This window comes from Scytonema sp. PRP1 (genome assembly GCF_036697665.2).
In the GTDB taxonomy this organism is placed as follows: Bacteria; Cyanobacteriota; Cyanobacteriia; order Cyanobacteriales; family Nostocaceae; genus Kalymmatonema; species Kalymmatonema gypsitolerans.
This window is the reverse complement of sequence record NZ_JBAHYJ020000088.1, coordinates 15,993-38,237: the sequence shown is the minus strand read 5'-3', so window position 1 is coordinate 38,237 and position 22,245 is coordinate 15,993. Positions and strand designations below refer to the sequence as shown.

The window sequence follows — 22,245 nt, the reverse complement described above, 5'->3', positions numbered from 1 at the left end:
CACGAATACTCAACTCTGGTATTAGTGTTTATTTGGGATTGAATAAAAACTTTTCAATCCAACCATCAATTGTTCGTGGTCAACCCTAAAAAAGGTAAACAAAGTTACGCTCCTCAGCACACTCCGCCAAAAGTAAAGAAAATTAAATAAAAATCATGAAAAATTAGCAATCGCCCCATAAAGCTGGGTGAGTGATGTCGGATGTCTATTTCTTTATACAAGCATCCGTCCGCTTAGCCTGTGCTAAAATCAGCGTACCGGCACGACGCAGGTGATGGGACGAATGCCATATGTTTGAACGCTTCACAGAAAAAGCCATAAAGGTAATAATGCTAGCCCAGGAAGAAGCTCGCCGTCTTGGGCATAATTTCGTGGGTACCGAGCAGATCCTCTTGGGTCTGATTGGAGAAGGTACCGGAGTGGCGGCTAAGGTACTGAAATCCATGGGCGTCAATCTCAAAGACGCTCGGATTGAGGTAGAAATCATAGGTCGAGGCTCAGGCTTTGTCGCTGTGGAAATTCCGTTTACCCCACGGGCAAAGCGGGTTCTAGAACTATCCTTGGAAGAAGCGCGCCAATTAGGCCATAACTATATTGGCACCGAGCATCTGCTGTTGGGCTTAATCCGAGAAGGGGAAGGTGTAGCAGCCAGAGTGCTAGAAAACCTAGGGGTAGATCTATCTAAAGTAAGAACCCAAGTGATCCGAATGCTGGGCGAAACAGCTGAGGTAACTGGTGGTGGTCAACCACGCGGGAACAAAACCCCAACATTGGACGAGTTTGGCTCAAATCTGACCCAAATGGCAGCTGACGGCAAGCTCGATCCAGTGGTGGGACGTGCCAAAGAAATTGAACGCGTGATCCAGATTTTGGGTCGCCGGACAAAAAATAATCCCGTGCTGATTGGGGAACCAGGGGTAGGTAAAACCGCGATCGCCGAAGGTTTAGCACAACGCATTGCCAACAAAGATGTCCCTGACATCCTAGAAGACAAGCGTGTGGTGACTCTGGATATCGGTCTACTTGTTGCAGGAACCAAGTACCGGGGTGAATTTGAAGAACGCCTGAAGAAAATCATGGATGAAATTCGTCAGGCGGGCAATGTCGTTCTCGTGATTGACGAGGTTCACACCTTAATTGGCGCAGGTGCGGCAGAAGGCGCAATCGATGCAGCAAATATCCTCAAACCCGCCTTGGCGCGAGGTGAATTGCAGTGTATCGGAGCCACAACTCTAGATGAATACCGCAAGCACATCGAGCGGGATGCAGCCCTTGAGCGTCGCTTCCAGCCAGTCATGGTGGGTGAACCATCAGTAGATGAGACGATAGAGATTCTCTATGGTCTACGCGATCGCTACGAACAGCACCACAAGCTGAAAATCTCCGATGAAGCTTTGGTTGCAGCGGCGAAGTTGTCTGACCGCTATATCAGCGATCGTTATCTCCCAGATAAGGCAATCGACTTGATTGACGAAGCAGGAAGCCGGGTTCGCTTGATTAACTCCCAACTGCCCCCGGCAGCGAAAGAGTTGGACAAAGAACTGCGTCAGATTTTGAAAGAAAAAGACGATGCAGTCCGCGCTCAAGACTTCGACCGAGCTGGCGAATTGCGCGATCGCGAAATGGAAATCAAAGCCGAAATTCGCGCCATTGCTCAAAGCAAGACGAATTCTACCCGCACTGAAGGTGACGAACCTGTTGTAACGGAAGAAGACATTGCTCACATTGTCGCTTCCTGGACTGGAGTTCCGGTGAACAAACTCACCGAATCTGAATCCGAGAAGCTGCTGCACATGGAAGACACCCTCCATCAGCGCTTGATTGGTCAAGAAGATGCTGTGAAAGCAGTTTCGCGGGCAATTCGTCGCGCTCGTGTCGGTTTGAAGAATCCCAATCGACCGATTGCTAGCTTTGTTTTCTCCGGTCCGACAGGTGTGGGGAAAACCGAATTGGCAAAATCTTTGGCTTCTTACTTCTTCGGTTCCGAAGAAGCGATGATTCGCCTAGATATGTCGGAATACATGGAGCGCCATACCGTCAGCAAGCTGATTGGTTCGCCTCCTGGTTATGTCGGATATAACGAAGGCGGTCAACTGACCGAAGCCGTGCGGCGTCGTCCTTACACGGTAGTGCTGTTCGACGAAATCGAAAAAGCACACCCCGACGTCTTCAATATGCTGCTGCAAATTTTGGAAGACGGTCGCTTAACCGATGCTAAAGGCCGCACCGTAGACTTCAAGAATACCTTGCTGATTTTAACATCTAATATCGGTTCTAAGGTGATTGAGAAGAGTGGTAGCGGTTTCGGCTTCGATGTTGCTGAAGACCAAACAGAAGCACAGTACAACCGGATTAAATCTCTGGTCAACGAAGAACTCAAGCAGTACTTCCGTCCTGAGTTCCTCAACCGTTTGGATGAAATCATCGTCTTCCGTCAATTGAGCAAGGAAGAGGTCTCCGAAATCTCCGACATCATGCTCAAGGAAGTGTTTGGTCGCCTCACAGAAAAAGGCATCGCACTGGAAGTTACCGATAAATTTAAAGACCGCCTCATCCAAGAAGGTTACAGCCCCAGCTACGGCGCAAGACCATTACGTCGGGCAATTATGCGCTTGTTAGAAGATAGCCTCGCGGAAGAGATTCTATCTGGTCGCATCAAGGATGGTGATACAGCCATAGTTGATGTCGATGACACTGGTAATGTGGTTGTCAGAGCTGAACAGCGCCGGGAATTGTTAACCCCTGTCGTTGAATAGAAAGAAGAAATTTCTTTACTCTTCACTCTTTTAATAAATGGTAGAGCAGTTGTATGCTCTACCATTTTTTGTTTTATAAACCTTGTGAATACGCTCTTCTAACGTACTTCATCACAACGGGTTGCAGTGTGTAAAGCACTTTACTCTGTTCTCTAGTTGTTTCAATTAGCGATCACCGTTGCCTCTGTAACAAAATACAAAGTCACCGTCAAAGCACAGGCTCACATCCGTCCTGCTGGTGAATTGCGGATTGTACAGGCTGCAACGGAAGGTAGAGCCGATATTATTTCCAAAGAAGAGACTGTGCTGCAATTCTTTCTGAGAAAAGCAAGGCTAATCGCAGATTTGTGACAAAAGTAAAGATATTAGCTGAGTCTGAATCGATTGTTAAATCAGCTAAAGTTATTTTGCATTTTCTTGCAGCCAGCGATCGCATCCACTGTTGAACACTCTAATCAAGATATGAACGAATTCAGAGCTTTTTTTGGGCATTAAGCGCTACAACCTTTATGAAACGTAAATTGCAAAAATTCCTACAGCGACTTAGGTTTTTACAAATCTTAGGGCTAATTTTTGCCTTACTTTTATGTATTAAATTGCTTTCTGCTTGTACTAATCAGTCAATTGTTACTCTATCTTTTGTCGTGCCTGAGCGTGAAGCTCAATATTGGAAACCGCTGATCGAGCAATTCCAGCAGACTAACAACCAAAATATTCGTATTGACCTGGCAAATTTTAGTAATAATTTTCAACAAAATCCAAATCTCACCAACGATCTAAAAAAAACCTACATTTCCGACTTTAAAAGCAAATCAGCGTCATATGATTTAATTTACATGGATATTATCTGGGTTCCTGAGTTTGCACACAAAGAATGGGTGATGGATCTTACTCAAGAGTTTCCGCAGGAAGAATTGAGGGGGTTTATACGTAGTGAGGTTGACAGTGGAAGGTATGAAGACAAGTTATATCGCATTCCCTTCCGTGCCGATGTAGGTGTGCTTTTCTACCGTCAAGATTGGCTAAATGAGGTAAAACAGAAGCGACCAGAAACATTTAATGATTTGCTCCGAATTTCTCAAAAAGTAAAACAACAGCTACCAGAAAAAGTTCAATATGGTTATCTCTGGCAGAGTAAGCCTGATGAAGGACTGGCGGCGGTGTTTGTTGAGGTGCTTTACGGTTACGGTGGCTTCTGGATTAACAATAAAAAAGTAGGACTTAACCAACCAGAAGCGATACAGGCAGTTGAGTTTTTACGCGACACCATTAAGTTGGGTATTTCTCCTAAAGATATTACAACTTACGACGAACAATATACCCGCAGCCTTTTCAGGGATAGGCAAGCCGTTTTTATGCGTAATTGGCCTAATGTCTGGCTCGATGTTAATGGCTCAGAACCTTCTTTTCGTGGCAAAATTGCTATTAAACCTATGGTTTACGCAGAAGGAAAGCGCAGTGTTGCATCCAAAGGCGGCTGGGGCTTTGGAATTGCCAAAAATACAAAACATAAGAAAGAAGCCTTGCAAGCGATTAAGTTCTTCACGAGTGCCGCATCTCAGCAGAAGTTTACCCTGGCATATGCCTCTGTTCCAAGCCGTCGAAACCTGTTTTTTGAGCCAAAGATTGTTGCTAAATACAGTCACTATCCAGAACTGCTGAAAGTTGTTGAAAACTCGGTTGCACGCCCACGCATTCCTCAGTACGCACAGGCATCCTGTATTTTACAAAAATATCTTAGTGAGGCTCTCAATCCTGACAATAATGGTTATAAACAGGCAATGGATGCCGCAGCGAAGGAAACCCAGAACCTACTAGATAGTGGAAAATATAACTGCCAAATATAAAACGACCAGTCGATTATTATTTTTGTGTGACTCACCATTTTTTTATCTGTAAGCTGCCGTCGGCACCAGCCACAGCCAACTGCTTCTCGTCCGTTGGACTGAAGGCAAGCGCCACTAAACTATTGTTGTTGTTTGGCAAGTCTGTAAACTTAGTACCGTTGTTGTTCCAGACTGTTACAGTGCCATTAGCACTGGCTGTGGCTAGATACTTCCCATCCTTTGGACTGAAGGCAATTGCTACTACCTCATCCTTTGAATCACGTTCTAGGGGTATAGTTGTGTCGTTATTTTCCCACTCCCACAACTTTGCTTTCTTGTCCAAACCAATTAGAACCAGATGTTTTCCTTCTGGACTAAAGCTGATAGCTGTTGGGTAAGTTTTGAGATTTACAGTGTTGACAATGTTGAAGGTAGTTATGTCTCTGACTTGTGCATTGCCTTTAGCATCAGCTGTAGCTAGATAGTTGCCATCCTTTGGGCTGAAGGCAACGGCTACTACATCATTCAGTGGCGTAGCTTTTTCGGCTTGCCACTCCCACACCTGTGCTTTGTTGTTCAATCCGACAATAGCTAGATACTTTTCATCCAAGCTGAAGCTAACAGCTTTTACGTATTCACCGTATGGTTTAAGCTTAATTTCTTGAAGTGTGTTCGTATCCCACACTCGTACAGTACCGCCAGAAGTGCCTGTGGCAAGATAGTTGCCCTTGGGGCTGAAAGCGAGGGCAACTACGGGGCTTTGGTTGTGCTCCAAAGTTTTTAAAATGCTGATGCTACCGTCGATATTCATATTCCACAAGCCTACGTTGCCATCCAAACTTGCCGTGGCTATTTTTATATTTTTTGTGCTATCTGGTGGGCTGAATTTGAGAGCTACCACGCCATCTTTATGTAACTTGCAAGCAACTGGCTTTTTGTCGCCGATTGCCTTTAACAGTTGTGTTGCATCGAACACTCGTACTGTATTGTCCAAACTTGCTGTCGCTAAATACTTGCCATTAGGGCTGAAAGCCATCTCACTTACATCTAAGGCTGGTGAATTACAAACTTGCGGAGGTAGGGGGGACGGCTGAACAATTATCAACCCTATGCACACACCCACTAATAAAATTATCGGAAGCCCAAAGATAATGCCCCACCGATTTAACAAGCGAGGAAACCGAGGACGGGGCGGGAGTGGAGGCGAAACAGTTGATTGTTCTTCCTGTATTTGTGTTGAAACTCTCCCGTTTTGGGGATGAGGTTGGGGAAATGGATCAAGTTGAGTGATGTCTGTATGTTCCAGCGAGCGTTCAATATAATCTAGGTGTTGCAAGATTCCTTGCGTATTTTGAGGTCGATTTTCCAGGAATGGAGCCATTAATTCATCTATAAAATTTGCCAACGGATCTGAAATCTGGGGCGCATTTTTTCGCCAAATCAGCTGGTTTGTTTGGGGATTTTGAGAAAAGTCATCAGGATACTTACCAGTCAGTAGATGGACAAATGTGCGTCCTAAAGCAAAAAAATCGGATTGCGGAACGGCTCTGCGCTGACGTTGCTCTGGTGCTGCATATCCGTATGTAAACACATGGGTGATATCTTGTCCTCCCCTAACTACCGTGTCCGTAACCCACCTGGCTGCGCCAAAGTCAATTAATACAAGTTGCCCATCGGGTTTCCGCATTATGTTGGACGGCTTAATATCCCGATGGAAAAGCCCTTTTTGGTGTACCTCATGCAAAATTTTTGCTAGCTGTCTGAGCCAATCGAGTGCTAGCTCTTCAGAGATTGATCCATGCTCCCGCAAAAACTTCTCTAGATCCTGCCCTTCAATTCTCTCCATCACCAAGCAGTGCAATTGCCGTTGGTTACTTGAAAGTGAAATCGAGAAATATCCTCCTGACTCTACTTGGGGAATTCCCTGATGTCTCAACGAAATCAAGACATCGGCTTCTCGCCTAAATAGGCGGAGCAAAGTGTCATCGTCATTTTTCAGAATCTTCAGAACTTTCGGCGTTCCCAGGTCATCTATCTCAAAGACTTCTATATAAAATGATCTATGCAGATCGCGCAAAGGTCGAACTAGCCGATACCGATTCTTAAGGAGCATCGAAGTGCCGCAGGCTGGGCAACAGTTAAAATCGTCAGGGTTTTGGCGATGGCAGTCCGGGTTGATGCAGTAGCTCATAATGATAGCAACTTAAAAATTGAGAGACGGGCTAAGTACAACATTTCATTAATTCGTAGCGGATTAAATTTGGCAAGACTCTGCGTCCCTTTGCGCTACCTTAGCTACCTGGTGCGTTTAAAAAAGTTACGAACTTATCCAAAGCTGTACTAAGTACTGTGCCTTTGGATTGCATTACATACCTTCTGGATAAATTGTTTTAACATACTTGGTTACGACAAGCTGTAGAGTAAAAAATATTTCACTTGGTTCTGTTATTTTTTCAATAAGCCTAGGCGCAGCCTTCTCGATTAGAGATCGCCATCCGAGAGATTCTAGAGCCTTGATTATTTTTGATTTTGTTACTGTTTAAGAAATATTATCCAACAATTCTGAGAGCGAAGTTAGCTCGTGATAACTTGCCATTTCGGATATCATTCTTTTTTCTAAAAAAGATACTGAATTTGGAACTGAGCCAAAAATGCGCCAAAGGTGCGCCGTCAAGTCTTTACAAAGAAAGTATTCTAAAGGTGTGGGAAACACAAATACTATAAACCCAACGTCATTAGGTCCCCACATACCATTTCATGACAGAAAATAAGCAAATTAAACTAAGAGCATGAAAATGCATCTCAAAACAAGCGAGCAGGCTTTTGACGAACATTAGAATCAATTGACCTCACCCGACGCACCACAGAAATCATGTAATCATAATTTGGGACCAGCACATTGGGGACATAGCCTATTTCTCGAACTATACTTAATGGAGCTGCACTCATAATTTTGCGGATTTGCTCTTGGCGATTTGGCTCTATGTTAGGTGCAATCAAAACTACATCAGGTGGAACGTTGTGACGGTCAACATAAAACACGCGAAACTGTGTATTGCTTAAGCTTGGGCTGTAGAGATTATATTCTGCTAAAGAGAGAGCACCAGCAGCAGCTTTTCCTTGGGCAACTAATTCTAAAACTAATGAACAAGGGTGTATTGCAGGCTTCGCACTTGGTAGCAGTGTCAGAGTTTTGACGCTGTGAACACTTGGGGTTTAAGCAATAGAGCATACTTCTACAGAGAAATCCCCGTAGGTGAGATATTTCGACTTCTGTTTATCATGATGTTGTGTATGCTGCTAAGCGAGAACTATCAGCAGCAAGGTTTTTGTACAACCGCTGTAATACTGTTTTGTCAAATTTTGTGACATATAATCCCCGCAAGCTCTCTTTACAAAGAGGGCTTGCGGGGATCTATTTTGTGGCAAGATAAAGGGAATTGGTATAAATCCCTGTTTGTTGCCGTTTCAGCAAACGGCTCTTGAGTAGATACCATTGCGGCAATTTTTTATCAAAACCTTAATTCTAATGCTAACGGAAATCCCCTATCTCCATTAGCTGCACTTGTAACAGTTACCTAGATCAGCTTGTTATGAGGTTGACTAGCCTACAAAGTCATCAGAACTACAGTTGCTCACTCAGTACGTTAGAATTGGGTCTGCAAAATTGCCTTTATTAATCGGCAATAATTATTCATCGATTTGCCAAACATCCTTGGTTACATTTTCATCCAAAATCTTTTTCGGTCGCACAATCACAATGATTCGCCCAAGTAGCGGAATTTCCGGTGCGGTTTCAAACCATTGAAAATCTAATTCCCCAGAGTTATCAACTACAAAGTAACTATTAGCATCCCATTCTCGCTGTTGCCGATTTATAACAACTAACACAGGTTGTGATAGATTTTGTGTTTGGTTGGGAAGGCGATCGCTCTTGCACAAAATCACCACTGGATCTTCGGCATTCAACAAAACCTGCCAACCTGGTAACGGAACCCAAGCTTGCTCTCCGGCAAATTTCACCATGCGAAATGGTTCTATCTCTTCTATCAGGGGTACTGCTTCCAGGTCTTTTGGTGTCAATGGCAACGCACCCACCACTGGTACAAGCCGGGGCAATTCCTCGTCTGATTCCAGGCGGTAAAAGGGCAAAATAGGGGCAGGACGTTTAGGTACGACTGTAAAATCAGTCAGTAACTGTTCGATTTGTTTCCTTGCTGTTTGTGAGTAAGCAAAACGTAAACCTTTGGCTATGAGGCGGGAGCGTTCTTGTAAATCTGAGTTTTGGCGGGCTAGTTTCCAACATTGATAGGCAACTGCGTCCCCTGGATGATTTTCAAACCCCTCGGGTAAGGTACGAAAGCGGGAAAAATCTTTGATTGCTTTGGCGACTTCCCGCGCTTCATCAACATCAACTTTGTGTTGGAAAGTCAGTTCCGCAGCACCGGCACGTTCTTCTTGGGTGAGCAGCCGCAGTTCGTACAAAACATCACTTCCGCGCGTGCTGTAATGCGATCGCACTGCAACAGAAGCACCAGCCTTTTCTATAGAATTGTAAACTTGAGCGCCAACAACGACCTGATTTTGTTGTACCTGCTCAAATCCAGTTGCCTCAAAAATGGCTTGGGGATCGTAACCGAGTTTTTGCAGTTGGGCTATAGCAACTCCCCATTCCACCCAGGTGCCTTGCTTTTGTCTAAGCTTTCGCAGCAACTCTGGTGCCACATCGTTATTATCAGAATTTTGAGCATTGGGTGGTAGGTCAGTCATAATCCAGGGTTAGAGCTTCAGAAGGCGGTTAATACTTATGCAGCAAGTCTTATTGTATTATGAATCCTCCCGCCCCTGACTCTTCAAGTACACATAGGCTTTCAATATTTTATTGTGAAGCCGATTTATCCCTCAATAAAAAAACACTAGAAAACTGGCTGGCTCAAGATCCACTCTTCACTGAGGCGATCGCGCTCACTTGCACTCGTTACTATCAACCGACAAAATAGATAGTCATATCAAGTCCGGATGAACACTTGTAAAAAAATACCCTGTCCCTAATCCCCAGAGGGGATCGCTGAGTTCCCACAAATGACAAATAAGAAAAATTAATCACTCATAACTAATGACTGATAACATTCGCACTATTTTTAACCGCATTGCTCCTGTTTATGACCAGTTAAATGATTGGCTGAGTGTAGGACAACACCATGTATGGAAGGAAATGACAGTCAAATGGAGTGCAGCTAAACCGGGAGATACAAGTGTTGATTTGTGTTGCGGTAGCGGAGACTTATCTTTCCGGTTAGCACGACGTGTAGGAAGAAACGGACAGGTGTATGCAGTAGATTTTTCTTCACAATTACTAGAAATTGCCAAGAAACGTTGTCAAACTCACTATCTCCAACCTCACATTACTTGGGTGGAAGCTGACGTTCTTTCCTTACCTTTTGAGGATAATCAATTTGATGCTGCAACAATGGGCTATGGTTTAAGAAATGTAACAGATATTCCGCGTAGTTTGAAAGAGTTACACCGCGTTCTGAAAGCGGGTGCTAAAGCTGCGATTTTGGACTTTCATCGTCCCAGCAATCCCCAACTCCGCGCCTTTCAGCAGTGGTATCTGGACAATCTTGTCGTTCCAATTGCCAATCACTTAGGACTAAAGGAAGAATACGCCTACATTAGTCCCAGCTTAGACCGCTTTCCCACAGGCAACGAGCAGCGAGAGATAGCTCGTCAAGTTGGTTTTGCAGCAGCAACACATTACCCCATTGCGAACGGTATGATGGGAGTGTTAGTGATAACGAAAGCTTAGTAGTTGTTTGTTATTAGTTATAAGTCGTTCGCTGATAACTGATAACTAATGACTAATAACTAATAATTAATGACTGTGGATTGGTCTCACCTTTGGCTTTATGTGTCTCCCCCGATAGTGGGTGGAGTTATTGGCTATTTCACTAATGATATAGCCATCAAAATGTTATTTCGTCCCTACCGCGCAATTTACATCAGTGGACGAAGAGTACCTTTTACACCTGGATTGATTCCCCGTAATCAGGAACGGCTTGCCAAGAATGTCTCAGATACCATCATGGGGTCGCTGCTGACACCAGAAGAGTTGCAAAAATTGGCGCGGCGATTGTTGCAAACCGAACGCGTGCAAGGAGCAATTGTCTGGATATTGCGACTTGCAATTGACCAATTAAAATCTGATAAAGAGCAGAAAACTGCCAAGATTTTGGCGGGAATATTGCGGGATTTGTTAGGGGAATCCTTGCCACGTCTTCTGAAGGTTTTGGCGCGGCGAGAAGACTTTTTAGAGGCGCAGATCAATCAAATTTTTGATCAAATATTACTGGACTTTCAACTGACTGAAGAACAAGCTGGTCGTCTTGCTGAGTGGCTGCTACAAGTCGTTATACCGCCGGATGTGTTGCGACAAGCAGCCATTGACTTTTTGACGGATCGCACGATTCAAACTATTGACGAAAGTTTTCGGGAAAAAACCAGCGGTACCTATTGGGTTGTGGCTAATCTCTTAGGCTTACGCAATACTTTGAGTCGGCTGCGGACTTATTGTTTGGATGAAAAAGACGCTACCAATACACGCCTGCAGGAATTGATACAAGAATTGCAGGTGCGCGATCGCATCAAGCGATTTCTGCTAAGTTTATCTTTACAAAATTTACCAATAGGCACAGTACGGCAATTGCGAAAGACGACACGCGAAAGCGTCCGTCATTACCTGCAAACACGCGGTAGCGATTTACTCCAAGGATTAAGTGGCTCCGTTAACTGGGAGAATACTGCTATGTTGCTGGTGAATCGCCTCAGCACGTCACCCGTTGTAACTAGTTCGCTGGAAGTCGTCAGCAAAGAATTGGCTCTTGTTTTAGAGCGTTATTTGGAAAGAGACTTAGAAGCAATTGTGACTCAGGTAATTCCAATTTTGGCAATTGATCAAGTGATTGTTGACCGCGTCAAATCAACTTCACCTGCTGATTTAGAAGCAGCTATTGAGGGAATTGTCAAAAATGAATTGCAGGCAATTGTGAATTTAGGTGGTGTTTTAGGCTTTATTGTGGGATTGGTGCAAGTAACGTTTTTGTTGTTTAGTCAATCCTTATAAACTCGTACCTTAGCTTTTCCAGGGTACGCAATTCAATTCAAATACGCCTTCTTACTGGCTCACTCTGTCTGTTGTTGCAACGAATGTACCTGTTCAAGAGATAACCCAGTCATTTTTACTACCTCTTCCACAGGCATTCCGCTTTTTAGCAAATTCATGGCAACTCGTCTAATACCCTCTTCAATGCCCTGTTGAAGACCTTCAGCGCGACCTTCAGCCTTAATTTCTTGATAAATCACGTAGTACGCGAAGTACTTAATCTGGTCAGATTAGGGCTTTTTCAAGCCCCTGCCTTTAGGCATGGGGTTTCTGACGGATTCCTTCATAATGTCCTGCCGCAATATTCTTTGAATCAACCCTTGATCTAATAGCCAAGTGGCAAAGTCGGTGGAGAAAGTTTCGGCAAGGAATTTACAGACGTTATCAAACATTCCAAAATCCTACCATTTGATAAGTTTGCTCCACCTTGAATGCTTTAATATCCGGCTTCTGGTTGTTGCAACCGTTTCAAAAGCAATATTTGGTACTGTTCCAAAATGACAATGTAATCCTTGCCTACAATGAAATTATTCTTTCAATGTTGGTTTATCTATCAGGGCGTAACCTCTTTCCTTATCCACTTATCAACGTATTGAGGTTGATAATTCGCTAATAAATCAAGTAAATTTTCTGGTTCGGATGCTTCCAATACCAGAGAGCGATTCATAGGACGTAAAAATTCTTCAGTGACAGCCTGGTCAAAAAATTTCAGTAGTGGGCTATAGTAGCCATTGATATTAAGCAGACCAAAAGGCTTTTGATGTAACCCCAATTGTGCCCAAGTCAGGACTTCGCAAAACTCCTCCAGCGTTCCGTAGCCTCCAGGAAGTGCCACAAAAGCATCGGACAGTTGCGCCATCATAGTTTTACGTTCGTGCATCGAGTTGACAATATGAAGTTGTGTCAGTCCAGTGTGAGCAATTTCCTTTGCCACCATAAAATCTGGAATCACTCCAATGACCTCACCACCAGCTGCTAGGGTGGCATCAGCAATTGTACCCATTAGCCCAACATTGCCACCCCCATACACCAAACCCAACTCCCGTCGCGCTAGCGCTTCGCCCATTCCTTGAGCCGCTTGTTGGTAAGCTGGTTGTACACCCATACTAGAACCGCAAAACACGCAGACGTACTTCACTGTTCAGCTAGCCTCCTTGATACTCTAAAAAAAGCTAGCACACTAAGTTTCTAACTGGCTAACTTTCTCTGCATTTTGGGAGTAACTACGCGAAGCATCATTGCTACAACTAGCAAAATTGAAAGCGGCAAATAGATGAACATTGACTGGGAAATCCTTAGACTAAATTCCAGGGTAAAACCCAGCCAGAAATAGTGCATTCCGGTAGTGTGCAAAATCTTCCAGCCACGTTGACCTATCCAAGCGGCTGGGCGCTTAAACGAGGTCACAGTCATAGTAATGAGGAAAATATAGCCTAATGTTCCCAAAGGGTCAAATTTGAGAGCAGATCCAGAGGTTACAAACCATAAGCCGAGAATCGCGATCGCATGATAAGTATGGGATACTGCCATCGACACTCCTAAGTAGCGGCGATTTTTTAATAGCCATGCTGTAAATCTAGTTAACCAAATTCTGTGAAGTGCTGAAGCTACAAACGCACAAACAAACAGGACACATGAGCTACGAGCAGTTGCTCGAATTGCTATCCGCATCCCTTGCTCATCGATTCCATGAACAAGCCAGATGACAGCAACGATCGCACCAATGACTACTGCTGAAAAACTAACGATATTCCATCCTTGTAAAGATTTAGCACCTGCCATACTTTGCTCCTCCTTGGAGAAAATTGCTAACAGGTACTAAATTAGCGATCGCCCTCTATCGCTGTCTTGCCTATTCTTCGGAAAAATGTCCTAATCTTCCAAGAGATTCAAAGCCTATCCCTATAGACCTTTGGTGTTGTTGTAGTGTGTTTGCGAAAGACTCTTGTAAAATGGCTCTGACTTTCAAAGCCAACTTCCTGACAGATTTCTACAAGTGTCAAATCTCGCCTAACCAACAACTGTTTTGCTTTCTCAATTCGGCTTTTGATCACATACTGATGAGGAGTCAGTCCGGTGGATTGTTTAAATAAACTTGCAAAATAATGTGGACTCATCTGCACTACAGCACTTAGTTCAGCTAAAGTCAAGTTTTGGTCTAAATTTTCATGGATGTAGCTGACCACTTGCCTGAGCTTATATTTAGGTAATCCCCCAGTATAGTCCTTTAACTGCTGTTGGCGTGACGAGTACCGCCGTAGTAAATGCACACAGAGCGCTGTTGCCATTGACTCTGCGTATAGCCGACTGTCTGCGCCTGCTGCTTCTAGCTCAGCCAAGAGTGCCAAACCCATGTGCGAAATCAACGGGTCGCGTAACTTCAACTGCGGCACAAGTTCGATTTGGTCTGTATTCACACATTCGTGAGCAGCACGGGTAAGCGTTGCCCTTTCAACAAACAAATCGATGATTGGGACTTCGCGATCAACCTGTGCCTTGGGGAAAGGTTGGCTAGCTGGGAAAATGCCAATATCACCCTTGGTATAATCTATATGCTGCCAACGTCCGTTCAGCGTATAGCTGCCACGAAAATCATCAAGAGCGATGATAATAAGATGCTGAGCAAACTGAGTTTCAGGTATTTCGTCAGCGGGTTCTAGCTCATAAATCAGGTGCAAGCCATCCCATCCTGCCTCAAAGCTTTCTAATAAGTGTAAGTGCTGGGGAGGTTCGTGATTCGACATAGCTGGCATCAGCTATAAAAAGCTACTTATTATTTACTGTTGACTTTGGGTAAGCAATACGCTTGTGATGGAATTGCTGCCAAACTTGCACAAAAATTTCAGCAATTTGGGTCATTTCCTCTCGTTTTAACCCAGAATCTACCAGTTGATTGTCTTGCCATCTAGCACGAAGGATATTGTTCAGCATTGCTAAGGCTTTTTCTGGAGTGGCATCTCGAAGCGATCGCAGCGCCGCTTCGCAGGTATCTGCCAACATGACAATTCCGGTTTCTCGTGACTGGGGAATTGGACCATCGTAGCTAAAATCTGTCTCCATAACTTTTATACTTGGATCTGCTTGTGCCATTTGCTGTGCTTGGTGATAGAAATAGGCAATTTGCATTGTTCCCTGATGCTCTGGAATGAAAGCTTGAATTGAGGAAGGCAAACTGTGCCTCCGTGCCATCACCAACCCTTCACTGACGTGCTTTTTGATGATTTGCGCACTCTTCCAAGGGTCTTTAATTTCTGTATCGTGTTTATTTGGTTGCCCCATTTGATTTTCAATAAATGACATTGGGTCGTGCATTTTCCCAATATCGTGGTATAGTGCGCCTGCTCTGACAAGTTCGACGTTGCATCCTAGTTGTTTGGCAGCTGCTTCGGCAAGAGTTGCCACAAGCAGGGTATGCTGAAAGGTTCCAGGTGTTTCAGTAGCAAGTCTTTTCAATAAGGGGCGGTTAGGGTTTGCCAGTTCTGCTAACCGAATTGGGGTGACTAAATCAAATAGTTTTTCCAGGTAAGGACTCAACCCCATCGCCACGATACTCCACACTAAACCGGATAAAGCAAATAATGTGGCTTCTTGTAGTAGGATGTAGTATATGGGAAGACCAAATGCTGCACTGATCAGGAGCTTGATGATCAGGTAAACACCACCTTCTGTAAAGGCAATGGCAACACTCAAAAGTGCGAGTTCCTCGCGCGATCGCAAGCGTTGTGCTATGTAACTCCCCAAAACTCCCCCTGCTGCACCAGCCAAAAGCGCAATTTTACTCATTTCTAAACTTATAGGTAGCAGCAGGGACAGCAAAGCGATCACAGTCATCCCCAGAGTTGGTCCGTAGAAGCTACCCAACAACAAACCAACGGCACTCCAAGTCGTATACGGTGTACCCATCATGAGTACCAGTGGCACACTTAGGGAAAGCAGCAACACCAGCAGGCGATCGCTTTGCCGCAATCGACACTTAGTTCGGCGTTCTACTAGCGCAAAAATAATTACACACCCAGTAACAGCACCTCCTAACTGTATCAATCCCAGCCAATGAACTTCGCGCTGAATCAGGTGGTAATGCTCTAGTACATCAAAGTTCCATGCAGTAATCTTTTGTCCCTGGCGGACAATCACCTCACCTTTGTGTACAGTGATGATTACGGGTTCTACCTGAGCAGCAGCCTTTGCAGCTATGAGTTGCGTTCGTAATTCATCTTTTTTAAGATTTGGCTTGAGTACGGCTAACAAAAGTTTGGTTGCTAAGGGTTCGGCGTCTTTTGGGACTAAAGTCTGCACGTGTAGGTTGACTGCATTTCGTAGGAGGCTTTGCGGTAGTCCTGGTGAAACACCTTGGGTGAGAATCCGCGCTAAAGAAAGCTGAATTCCCATCTGTGTTTTCGCCCACTCCTCATCTGACAAATTAAGTAGGGAAGCTTCATCGTATACTGTTTCTGGTTTGGCACTCACCAGATCTGCCAGTTTAGTCTTGGCTTCTTTGTATCCCTGCCGTACTTTTGTAATTTGAGCGTTCAGTGAAGACAAGTTTTGCTTGGAAGTTGTGAGGTAGTAAGTTTCTAATTCCGCTACTGCTTGTGTAAAGTCTATGTTTTGGAACAAATCATTTGATTTTGAGTCTAAGGTGTTGAATGGGTTAGACGTAGAAACTGAGACGGGAACATGGGGAGATGAGGGAGTTATCCGCTTTATCTGTCCTCTTTGACTTGTCTGCTTTTGAGCCAAAACTCCTGATTTGTGCTTATCAGGATTTTCTACAGTTAACAGAAGTGCTTGCCATTCCGCATCGGAACAGGAACGCAAGTAACGCTGAGTAGAGACGGAGAGAATGAAAGTGTCAAAAAAAGGAAAAGACCCTACAGAGGTACGAATTTCGTTACCTTCTTGCAGCATCTGTTGTAAATTTTCCTTAATTTCTGCATTGATTTGTGCATCTATCATCAGCACTGGTAGGAAGCTTTGAGTTGCGGCTTTGCGCTTTTCCTCTGTTTTTTTCTTATTCTCGATTCTCGCAGTGGCTGGTGCTCTGATCGTCTGTGGCGCGATAGTCCCCACCTGCAACTGCGGTTGGTTATATAACTTTTGCCCCATCACCCCTGTCAACAAGACAACTGCGATCGCGAAAACAACAGGGTAACGCTTTGCTTTCACCCAGCGCGAACCTACTGGATAAATAACATTTTTTTTATCTTTGACCGATTGTGTCATTGAGCTTGACGCTCTTGCTATTGGGTATCCGTCTTTCCCACTTGTTTTTAATAAATGCATTTGACGGTGTAGCATTTTATACTCTCGCCGCCAGAAAGTCAATTTCTGGGTCAAGGACTGAAAAAATTGCTGCGTTTTCATCACCTATGACCGCAGTTGTTTACTCTGATAGCTTAAAACAAGACAATCCAAAGCGGGAATATACTTGAAGCGAATTTGCCACAATAGCTACCTACATTTGATTTCAGGTTTCCTTTTGCATACTAGTATTAAAATTTACTTAAATAGAGCAGAATGGTTTTGTAGTCTGTCATGTTTTGCACAAGCGCCAATGTTTACTCTAAAGACTATTAGCGTGACTTAATGACGCGAGGAGCTGCTGTTGCTTGTAAGGACACAAGATGTGGTGCAATCGCACTTCCTTCTTCAGTGACCATCACTGGATGCAAAGCCAGGTCATACACTCCTGACCACACAGCTACAAGTGCTTCAGCTAATTCTACCATCCGACGAGATGAGCTTACTTGACCTTCTGTTGAGTTTGCTTGTACAAGCATAACCTGCCAAGTGATGGGAATACCTACTACACTATTGTATGCTCCTGATAAAGCACCAGTAATTGCACTTATTCCTTGTGAAGGATGACTATTCTGAAGAGAGCGCAAAACTGAAAGCCGAAAGTCTTCTATGGTACTCAGAAAACAGTAAAAAGCCACAGCAATAGAGTGGCTTAACTTTTCTTCCTTACTGAATTCGGCTTGTACCCTTTCTAACCCTGCACCATCTTCTAACAAATTATTAACTTTTAATAATTGTTGTGGCAAGTCTGTCGATGTTTCTCCAACAAAGGAGATAGTCTGAGAAATGAGGCTAATGGACGTGACCTTTTCCGTCAGCGATTGAGCGATCGCATAGCCTACTGCGAGTATTCCATCCCGCACAATCGGCTGGTTCTGCCAAATTTCAGCCGCCAGCAGTAAGTTGTGTCGTAGTTTAATCGGATTTTCGTGAAAAAATAGCGCCACAGGCAATGTGGCAAGAATAGCCCCATAGCTATCTTCTAAGTTCGTCAATTCTTGTTGCTTTGCTTTTTGCCAATCTTGTTGGTCAAATCTACCCAAAGAAATCAAACTTGAAGCACACTCAATCGCCATATCACTCCAGTGCAAAGATGTGATTTTCAACGTCCCTGCACCCTGTAACTGATTTCTACGACTAGAAGCTGTGTTTTCTCCAAGAACTGCCCCGAGTATTGTGCCTTTAAACCGACTTCCAAGAGAGTAGCGCATATTGCATAATAATGAATTGTGAATGATCAATTATGACCCTTCGGGTATCTCCTTCGGATAGGCTCCCGCCAACACCATTGGACTCACCTTATTTGCATTCATAATTCATCATTCATCACTCATTACTTCCGTAAATGATGCACCAACGCCTGCAAGCCTAGTAAATAACTTTGTGCCCCAAAACCACTGATCTGCCCAATTGCGACTGGGGCTATATACGAATGATGGCGGAACTCTTCCCGTTTGTGAATGTTACTCAAATGCACTTCTACTGTAGGCAAGTTAACAGCAGCGATCGCATCTCGTAACGCTACACTCGTGTGAGTGTATGCCCCTGGATTGATTAAAATTCCTTCATGTTGCCCTACTGCTTCATGAATAGCATCTACCAGAACCCCTTCATGATTTGACTGAAATGGGAACACCTTCGCCTGTAGTTTTTTTGCTTCTTCCTCTAAGGCGCGATTAATTTCAGCCAATGTCAGCGATCCATATATTCCTGGTTCTCGCAGTCCTAGCAAATTCAGGTTTGGTCCATGCAGCACCAGAACGCGGTTGGGTTGCAACGTCAACTCCAGCACAATCAATGCTTCTTAACGACGGCGTGAACGATCATCTACAGGAATCGGAATAAGTTCCGGCTCCTGTTCAGCGTCTGGTCCCAAAAGGGCTTCTATTAGCTTGCGTGCCAAGTCCTTAAGCTTTTCTAGCACCTTTTCTATATAGTCCATTGAACTGACCGCTCCTGAAATAGTTCCAAAGATGTTTATTATCATTTACGGACAAACCAAAGTATTTTTGCACCTTTGGTTTAAAAATAGGATGGTTTACACTTCTTGAATTTTAAAAATTCGGTGTTATCTCTCCTACATTTTAAGTATCACATCACCACCTATGAGACTGCATCTTACCAATGAGGGTTTTTGATGGGTTTGACACTCGCACTGTCTTTTAGGCGCTGGCATTCTTGGGCTGAGAAATGCCCCTACGTTCTCGCTCTCAACTGGCGACTATACCTTTTGGCTTTTTACATATCCGCTTTAGAGCTTATCTGATTTTAGCAAAGAGCCACGGCACTTTGAGCGTGCAGTGACTCATCATCTTATCCAAAGCCTGGTATATCAGGCTTGGGCTTTCTGCTTCAATTGCTGGAAGCGTTTTTGCATCAAAAGCCCAAAGTTAATAGTCAAGATTAGATGGTCATAGACTATTGACTGTGGACTTTTCGGCTTAACTAGCCTTTTTTGTCATTTTTTTTTTGCCAGTGGTGCTTGACGACTTGGTCGTTGATTTAGAGTTAGAACTCGTTGATTTACTCGTTGATTTACTCGTTGTTTTGCGAGTAGATTTTGCTGTTGATGCTTTGGATGCCAGCGACTCTAGCGCTGAAGCAAGGGTCATATCTTCCACAGATACTCCTTCTGGCATTCTGGCATTCGTTTTGCCGTGCTTAATGTAAGGTCCGTAGGGACCATTGTAAATATTGACTGGTTCGCCGTCTTCGGGGTGAGGACCTAATTCTCGTACAGCCGCCTTAGACTTGCTGCTGGTACTGCGTCCCTTTTTCGGTTCAGACAACAATTCCAATGCACGTTCTAAAGAAATTGTCAATACATTATCAGTGGCTTTCAGAGAACGGTAGTCTTTTTCACCACTTAGGTTATGAACAACGTAAGGTCCAAAGCGTCCCAAATTCGCTTGGATTTCAGCACCTGTGGTTGGATGAACCCCTAGTTTTCGGGGTAGTGACAAAAGACCAACAGCTTGCTCAAGGGTGACGTTTTCTGGCGTTACACCTTTAGGTAAGGAAGCTTGTTTGGGTTTAGGGTTTTCCTCGGTTTTGTCACCCAACTGGACATAAGGACCGTAAGGACCAATAAGCACATAAATCGGTTCGCCAGTTTCAGGATGACGACCGACCTGTTCCGGACCTTCGGTTTTTTGCCGCAGCAGCGTTTCTACCTTTTGGGGATCAAGGTCAGCAGGAGTCAGGTCTTTGGGAATCGAGGCGGTGACAACACCGTCACCATTCTCTTTTTCCAAATAAGCACCATATTTACCAATACGGACTTTGGCATCTAGGTTTTCCAGTTCCACTGTCCGGGCAACATTGGCATCAATTTGGTTTTCCTGTTCCTTGACTAGGGTTTCTAGACCTTTGTCTCCCAGATAGAATTCCTTCAGGTAGGGTAGCCACTTAGCTTCACCTGTGGAAATGTCATCCAGCGTTTGCTCCATTTTGGAGGTAAAACTGGGATCAACCACGTCGGGGAAGTGTTTTTCCAAGAGTTCCGTGACGGCAAAGGCAGTGAAGGTGGGCACAAGGGCGTTATTCGTCAATTGGGCGTAACCCTTGTCAATAATCGTGCCAATGATGCTGGCGTAGGTGCTGGGACGTCCAATGCCTTCGCTTTCTAAGGTTTTCACCAAAGTTGCTTCGGTGTATCTTGCCGGGGGTTGGGTTTCGTGTCCTACTGCTTCTAGGTTGGAACAGTTGGGACTATCGCCCACTTTTAAGTTAGGCAAGATGACTTCCTGGTCTTCCAGCGCCGCCTCTGGGTCGTCGGAACCTTCCACATAGGCGCGTAAGTACCCTGGAAAGTCAATTCGTTTGCCAGAAGAGCGAAAACCAGCATCTTCCACTTGCAACTGCATGGTGATTTGAGTTTGGCGAGAGTCTGCCATTTGGCTGGCGACGGTACGCTTCCAAATCAGGTCGTACAGTTGTAGTTCCCGACCGCCTAAACCAGTTTCTTGGGGAGTGCGGAAGGTGCTACCTGCTGGGCGAATTGCCTCGTGTGCTTCTTGTGCGCCTTTGGATTTGGTGGTGTATTGCCTTGGTTGGGGGCTAAGGTAATTTTTGCCGTAAAGTTTTTCTACACAGTCACGGGCGGCAGTGATCGCCTGATCAGACAAATGCACCGAATCTGTACGCATATAGGTAATGTACCCTTGTTCATACAAATTCTGGGCAATTCGCATCGTGTCCCGTGCCGAAAGGCGCAATTTACGGTTAGATTCCTGTTGCAGGGTTGAGGTGGTAAAAGGTGGTGCGGGTTTGCGTGTGACAGGGCGTTCTTCTAGGTCGCTGACTTTCCAGGTTTTCCCGGTTAGGCGTTCCTTAAGCGCTTCTGCTTGCTCCTGATTGAGCAGGACGACATTGCGATCGCTGGCAATTTGCCCTGTAGCGGCGTCAAAATCACCACCATTTGCTATCCTTGTGCCTCCCAGTGTGACCAGTTGAGAAGCAAATGACTGCTTAGGAGAATCAGGGGGGTCAACGTTGCTTTCAAATCCCAGTATGAACCTTGGCGGAAAGCACGACGTTGACGTTCCCGGATGACTAAGACCCGCACAGCAACCGACTGCACGCGCCCAGCAGATAATCCCCAGGCGATTTTTTTCCACAGCAAAGGAGACAGGGTGTAGCCCACAAGTCTATCCAAAATCCGCCGCGTTTCTTGGGCACGAACTAACTGTTCATCGATGTTGCGGCAGTTATTCAAAGCTTTTTTGATGGCGTCAGAGGTAATTTCATGAAACACCATCCGCTTTGTCGGAACTTTTGGCTTGAGCAACTGGTATAAATGCCAACTGATGCTTTCACCTTCCCGGTCTTCGTCCGTTGCCAGGATCAGTTCATCTGCTTCTTTAAGGGCGTCTTTAAGCTGAGTGACAATTTTCTTTTTATCTTTAGGGACGACATATAGCGGTTCAAAGTCGGCCTCTACATTTACCCCCAGCTGCGCCCATTTCTCTCCCTTGACAGTCGCGGGAATTTCACTAGCAGACTGGGGAAGGTCACGCACATGACCCATTGACGCTTCCACCCGAAAGCCTTGTGGCAGGTAGTTGCGAATGGTACGAGCTTTGGTCGGAGATTCGACGATGACGAGAGTTGACATGGAAATTTCAAAAAAAAAGAATAGCTGCTAAGCTAAACACTCAATTGAAATCATTAAAAGCGCATCGGTCAAGCTAAAACCTCC

Annotated in this window: 18 protein-coding genes and 1 pseudogene; 5 read left to right on the top strand and 14 right to left on the bottom strand. The window is 44.7% G+C overall.

The window, feature by feature from the left end; translation table 11 throughout:
* Positions 1-290: 290 nt before the first annotated feature.
* From V5G28_RS23210 to V5G28_RS23200, 3 genes are all read left to right on the top strand, one after another.
* Positions 291-2,756 (top strand): ATP-dependent Clp protease ATP-binding subunit, encoded by a 2,466-nt coding sequence (locus tag V5G28_RS23210; protein WP_336231294.1) that lies wholly within the window; start codon positions 291-293, stop codon positions 2,754-2,756.
* A 156-nt stretch (positions 2,757-2,912) separates the two neighbouring features.
* Positions 2,913-3,107 carry a hypothetical protein gene (locus V5G28_RS23205; protein ID WP_332995372.1) on the top strand — a complete coding sequence of 65 codons (195 nt, stop codon included), beginning with the start codon at positions 2,913-2,915 and terminating at the stop codon, positions 3,105-3,107.
* A 158-nt stretch (positions 3,108-3,265) separates the two neighbouring features.
* Positions 3,266-4,603 carry an ABC transporter substrate-binding protein gene (locus V5G28_RS23200; protein ID WP_332995370.1) on the top strand — a complete coding sequence of 446 codons (1,338 nt, stop codon included), beginning with the start codon at positions 3,266-3,268 and terminating at the stop codon, positions 4,601-4,603.
* 31 nt (positions 4,604-4,634) lie between these two features.
* On the opposite strand, the gene V5G28_RS23195 is transcribed toward V5G28_RS23200, so the two are convergent.
* From V5G28_RS23195 to V5G28_RS23185, 4 genes are all read right to left on the bottom strand, one after another.
* Positions 4,635-6,773: a WD40 repeat domain-containing serine/threonine-protein kinase gene (locus V5G28_RS23195; RefSeq protein ID WP_332995368.1), complete on the bottom strand. Its 2,139-nt coding sequence runs from the start codon at positions 6,771-6,773 to the stop codon at positions 4,635-4,637.
* Between the two features lie 611 nt (positions 6,774-7,384).
* Positions 7,385-7,624 (bottom strand): hypothetical protein, encoded by a 240-nt coding sequence (locus V5G28_RS23190; RefSeq protein WP_332995366.1) that lies wholly within the window; start codon positions 7,622-7,624, stop codon positions 7,385-7,387.
* 37 nt (positions 7,625-7,661) lie between these two features.
* Positions 7,662-7,814: a 4-Cys prefix domain-containing protein gene (locus V5G28_RS36840; RefSeq protein WP_442994284.1), complete on the bottom strand. Its 153-nt coding sequence runs from the start codon at positions 7,812-7,814 to the stop codon at positions 7,662-7,664.
* Between the two features lie 458 nt (positions 7,815-8,272).
* The gene (locus V5G28_RS23185) at positions 8,273-9,352 is read right to left on the bottom strand and encodes a RuBisCO accumulation factor 1 (protein ID WP_332995364.1); all 1,080 of its coding nucleotides are present in this window, start codon (positions 9,350-9,352) and stop codon (positions 8,273-8,275) included.
* A 346-nt stretch (positions 9,353-9,698) separates the two neighbouring features.
* On the opposite strand from V5G28_RS23185, the gene ubiE reads away from it, so the two are divergent.
* Positions 9,699-10,391, top strand: a complete 693-nt coding sequence (gene ubiE / locus V5G28_RS23180) for a bifunctional demethylmenaquinone methyltransferase/2-methoxy-6-polyprenyl-1,4-benzoquinol methylase UbiE (protein ID WP_332995362.1) — start codon at positions 9,699-9,701, stop codon at positions 10,389-10,391.
* 75 nt (positions 10,392-10,466) lie between these two features.
* Positions 10,467-11,705 carry a DUF445 domain-containing protein gene (locus V5G28_RS23175; protein WP_332995431.1) on the top strand — a complete coding sequence of 413 codons (1,239 nt, stop codon included), beginning with the start codon at positions 10,467-10,469 and terminating at the stop codon, positions 11,703-11,705.
* A gap of 59 nt (positions 11,706-11,764) precedes the next feature.
* Here V5G28_RS23175 and V5G28_RS23170 read toward each other — a convergent pair whose 3' ends face one another.
* The 10 genes and pseudogenes from V5G28_RS23170 to topA form a co-directional block, all read right to left on the bottom strand.
* Positions 11,765-11,944, bottom strand: a complete 180-nt coding sequence (locus V5G28_RS23170) for a hypothetical protein (protein ID WP_332995360.1) — start codon at positions 11,942-11,944, stop codon at positions 11,765-11,767.
* A 30-nt stretch (positions 11,945-11,974) separates the two neighbouring features.
* Positions 11,975-12,136 (bottom strand): hypothetical protein, encoded by a 162-nt coding sequence (locus V5G28_RS23165; protein ID WP_332995358.1) that lies wholly within the window; start codon positions 12,134-12,136, stop codon positions 11,975-11,977.
* Between the two features lie 161 nt (positions 12,137-12,297).
* Positions 12,298-12,882: a TIGR00730 family Rossman fold protein gene (locus V5G28_RS23160; RefSeq protein ID WP_332995356.1), complete on the bottom strand. Its 585-nt coding sequence runs from the start codon at positions 12,880-12,882 to the stop codon at positions 12,298-12,300.
* 50 nt (positions 12,883-12,932) lie between these two features.
* Positions 12,933-13,526, bottom strand: coding sequence for a hypothetical protein (locus tag V5G28_RS23155; RefSeq protein WP_332995354.1), 594 nt, complete (start codon positions 13,524-13,526; stop codon positions 12,933-12,935).
* 107 nt (positions 13,527-13,633) lie between these two features.
* Positions 13,634-14,488, bottom strand: coding sequence for an AraC family transcriptional regulator (locus V5G28_RS23150; protein ID WP_332995352.1), 855 nt, complete (start codon positions 14,486-14,488; stop codon positions 13,634-13,636).
* Positions 14,489-14,510: 22 nt separating this feature from the next.
* Positions 14,511-17,108, bottom strand: a complete 2,598-nt coding sequence (locus tag V5G28_RS23145; RefSeq protein ID WP_332995350.1) for an HD family phosphohydrolase — start codon at positions 17,106-17,108, stop codon at positions 14,511-14,513.
* A gap of 209 nt (positions 17,109-17,317) precedes the next feature.
* On the bottom strand, positions 17,318-18,256 hold the full coding sequence (locus V5G28_RS23140; protein WP_332995348.1) for an ADP-ribosylglycohydrolase family protein: 939 nt from the start codon (positions 18,254-18,256) through the stop codon (positions 17,318-17,320).
* A gap of 122 nt (positions 18,257-18,378) precedes the next feature.
* Entirely contained in the window at positions 18,379-18,837 is a 459-nt protein-coding gene (gene aroQ / locus V5G28_RS23135) for a type II 3-dehydroquinate dehydratase (RefSeq protein WP_096561403.1), read from the bottom strand.
* A gap of 12 nt (positions 18,838-18,849) precedes the next feature.
* Positions 18,850-18,987, bottom strand: coding sequence for a hypothetical protein (locus tag V5G28_RS23130; RefSeq protein ID WP_332995345.1), 138 nt, complete (start codon positions 18,985-18,987; stop codon positions 18,850-18,852).
* 499 nt (positions 18,988-19,486) lie between these two features.
* Positions 19,487-22,161, bottom strand: a pseudogene (gene topA / locus V5G28_RS23125) (type I DNA topoisomerase).
* Positions 22,162-22,245 lie beyond the last annotated feature (84 nt).

What these genes read in the sequence shown, in the direction of transcription:
- V5G28_RS23210 (WP_336231294.1), top strand. Translation starts at nt 291, where the DNA reads ATGTTTGAACGCTTCACAGAAAAAGCCATAAAGGTAATAATGCTAGCC.
- V5G28_RS23200 (WP_332995370.1), top strand. Translation starts at nt 3,266, where the DNA reads ATGAAACGTAAATTGCAAAAATTCCTACAGCGACTTAGGTTTTTACAA.
- V5G28_RS23195 (WP_332995368.1), bottom strand. Translation starts at nt 6,773, where the DNA reads ATGAGCTACTGCATCAACCCGGACTGCCATCGCCAAAACCCTGACGAT.
- V5G28_RS36840 (WP_442994284.1), bottom strand. Translation starts at nt 7,814, where the DNA reads ATGCTCTATTGCTTAAACCCCAAGTGTTCACAGCGTCAAAACTCTGAC.
- V5G28_RS23185 (WP_332995364.1), bottom strand. Translation starts at nt 9,352, where the DNA reads ATGACTGACCTACCACCCAATGCTCAAAATTCTGATAATAACGATGTG.
- ubiE (WP_332995362.1), top strand. Translation starts at nt 9,699, where the DNA reads ATGACTGATAACATTCGCACTATTTTTAACCGCATTGCTCCTGTTTAT.
- V5G28_RS23165 (WP_332995358.1), bottom strand. Translation starts at nt 12,136, where the DNA reads ATGTTTGATAACGTCTGTAAATTCCTTGCCGAAACTTTCTCCACCGAC.
- V5G28_RS23155 (WP_332995354.1), bottom strand. Translation starts at nt 13,526, where the DNA reads ATGGCAGGTGCTAAATCTTTACAAGGATGGAATATCGTTAGTTTTTCA.
- V5G28_RS23150 (WP_332995352.1), bottom strand. Translation starts at nt 14,488, where the DNA reads ATGTCGAATCACGAACCTCCCCAGCACTTACACTTATTAGAAAGCTTT.
- V5G28_RS23145 (WP_332995350.1), bottom strand. Translation starts at nt 17,108, where the DNA reads ATGAAAACGCAGCAATTTTTTCAGTCCTTGACCCAGAAATTGACTTTC.
- V5G28_RS23140 (WP_332995348.1), bottom strand. Translation starts at nt 18,256, where the DNA reads ATGCGCTACTCTCTTGGAAGTCGGTTTAAAGGCACAATACTCGGGGCA.
- V5G28_RS23130 (WP_332995345.1), bottom strand. Translation starts at nt 18,987, where the DNA reads ATGGACTATATAGAAAAGGTGCTAGAAAAGCTTAAGGACTTGGCACGC.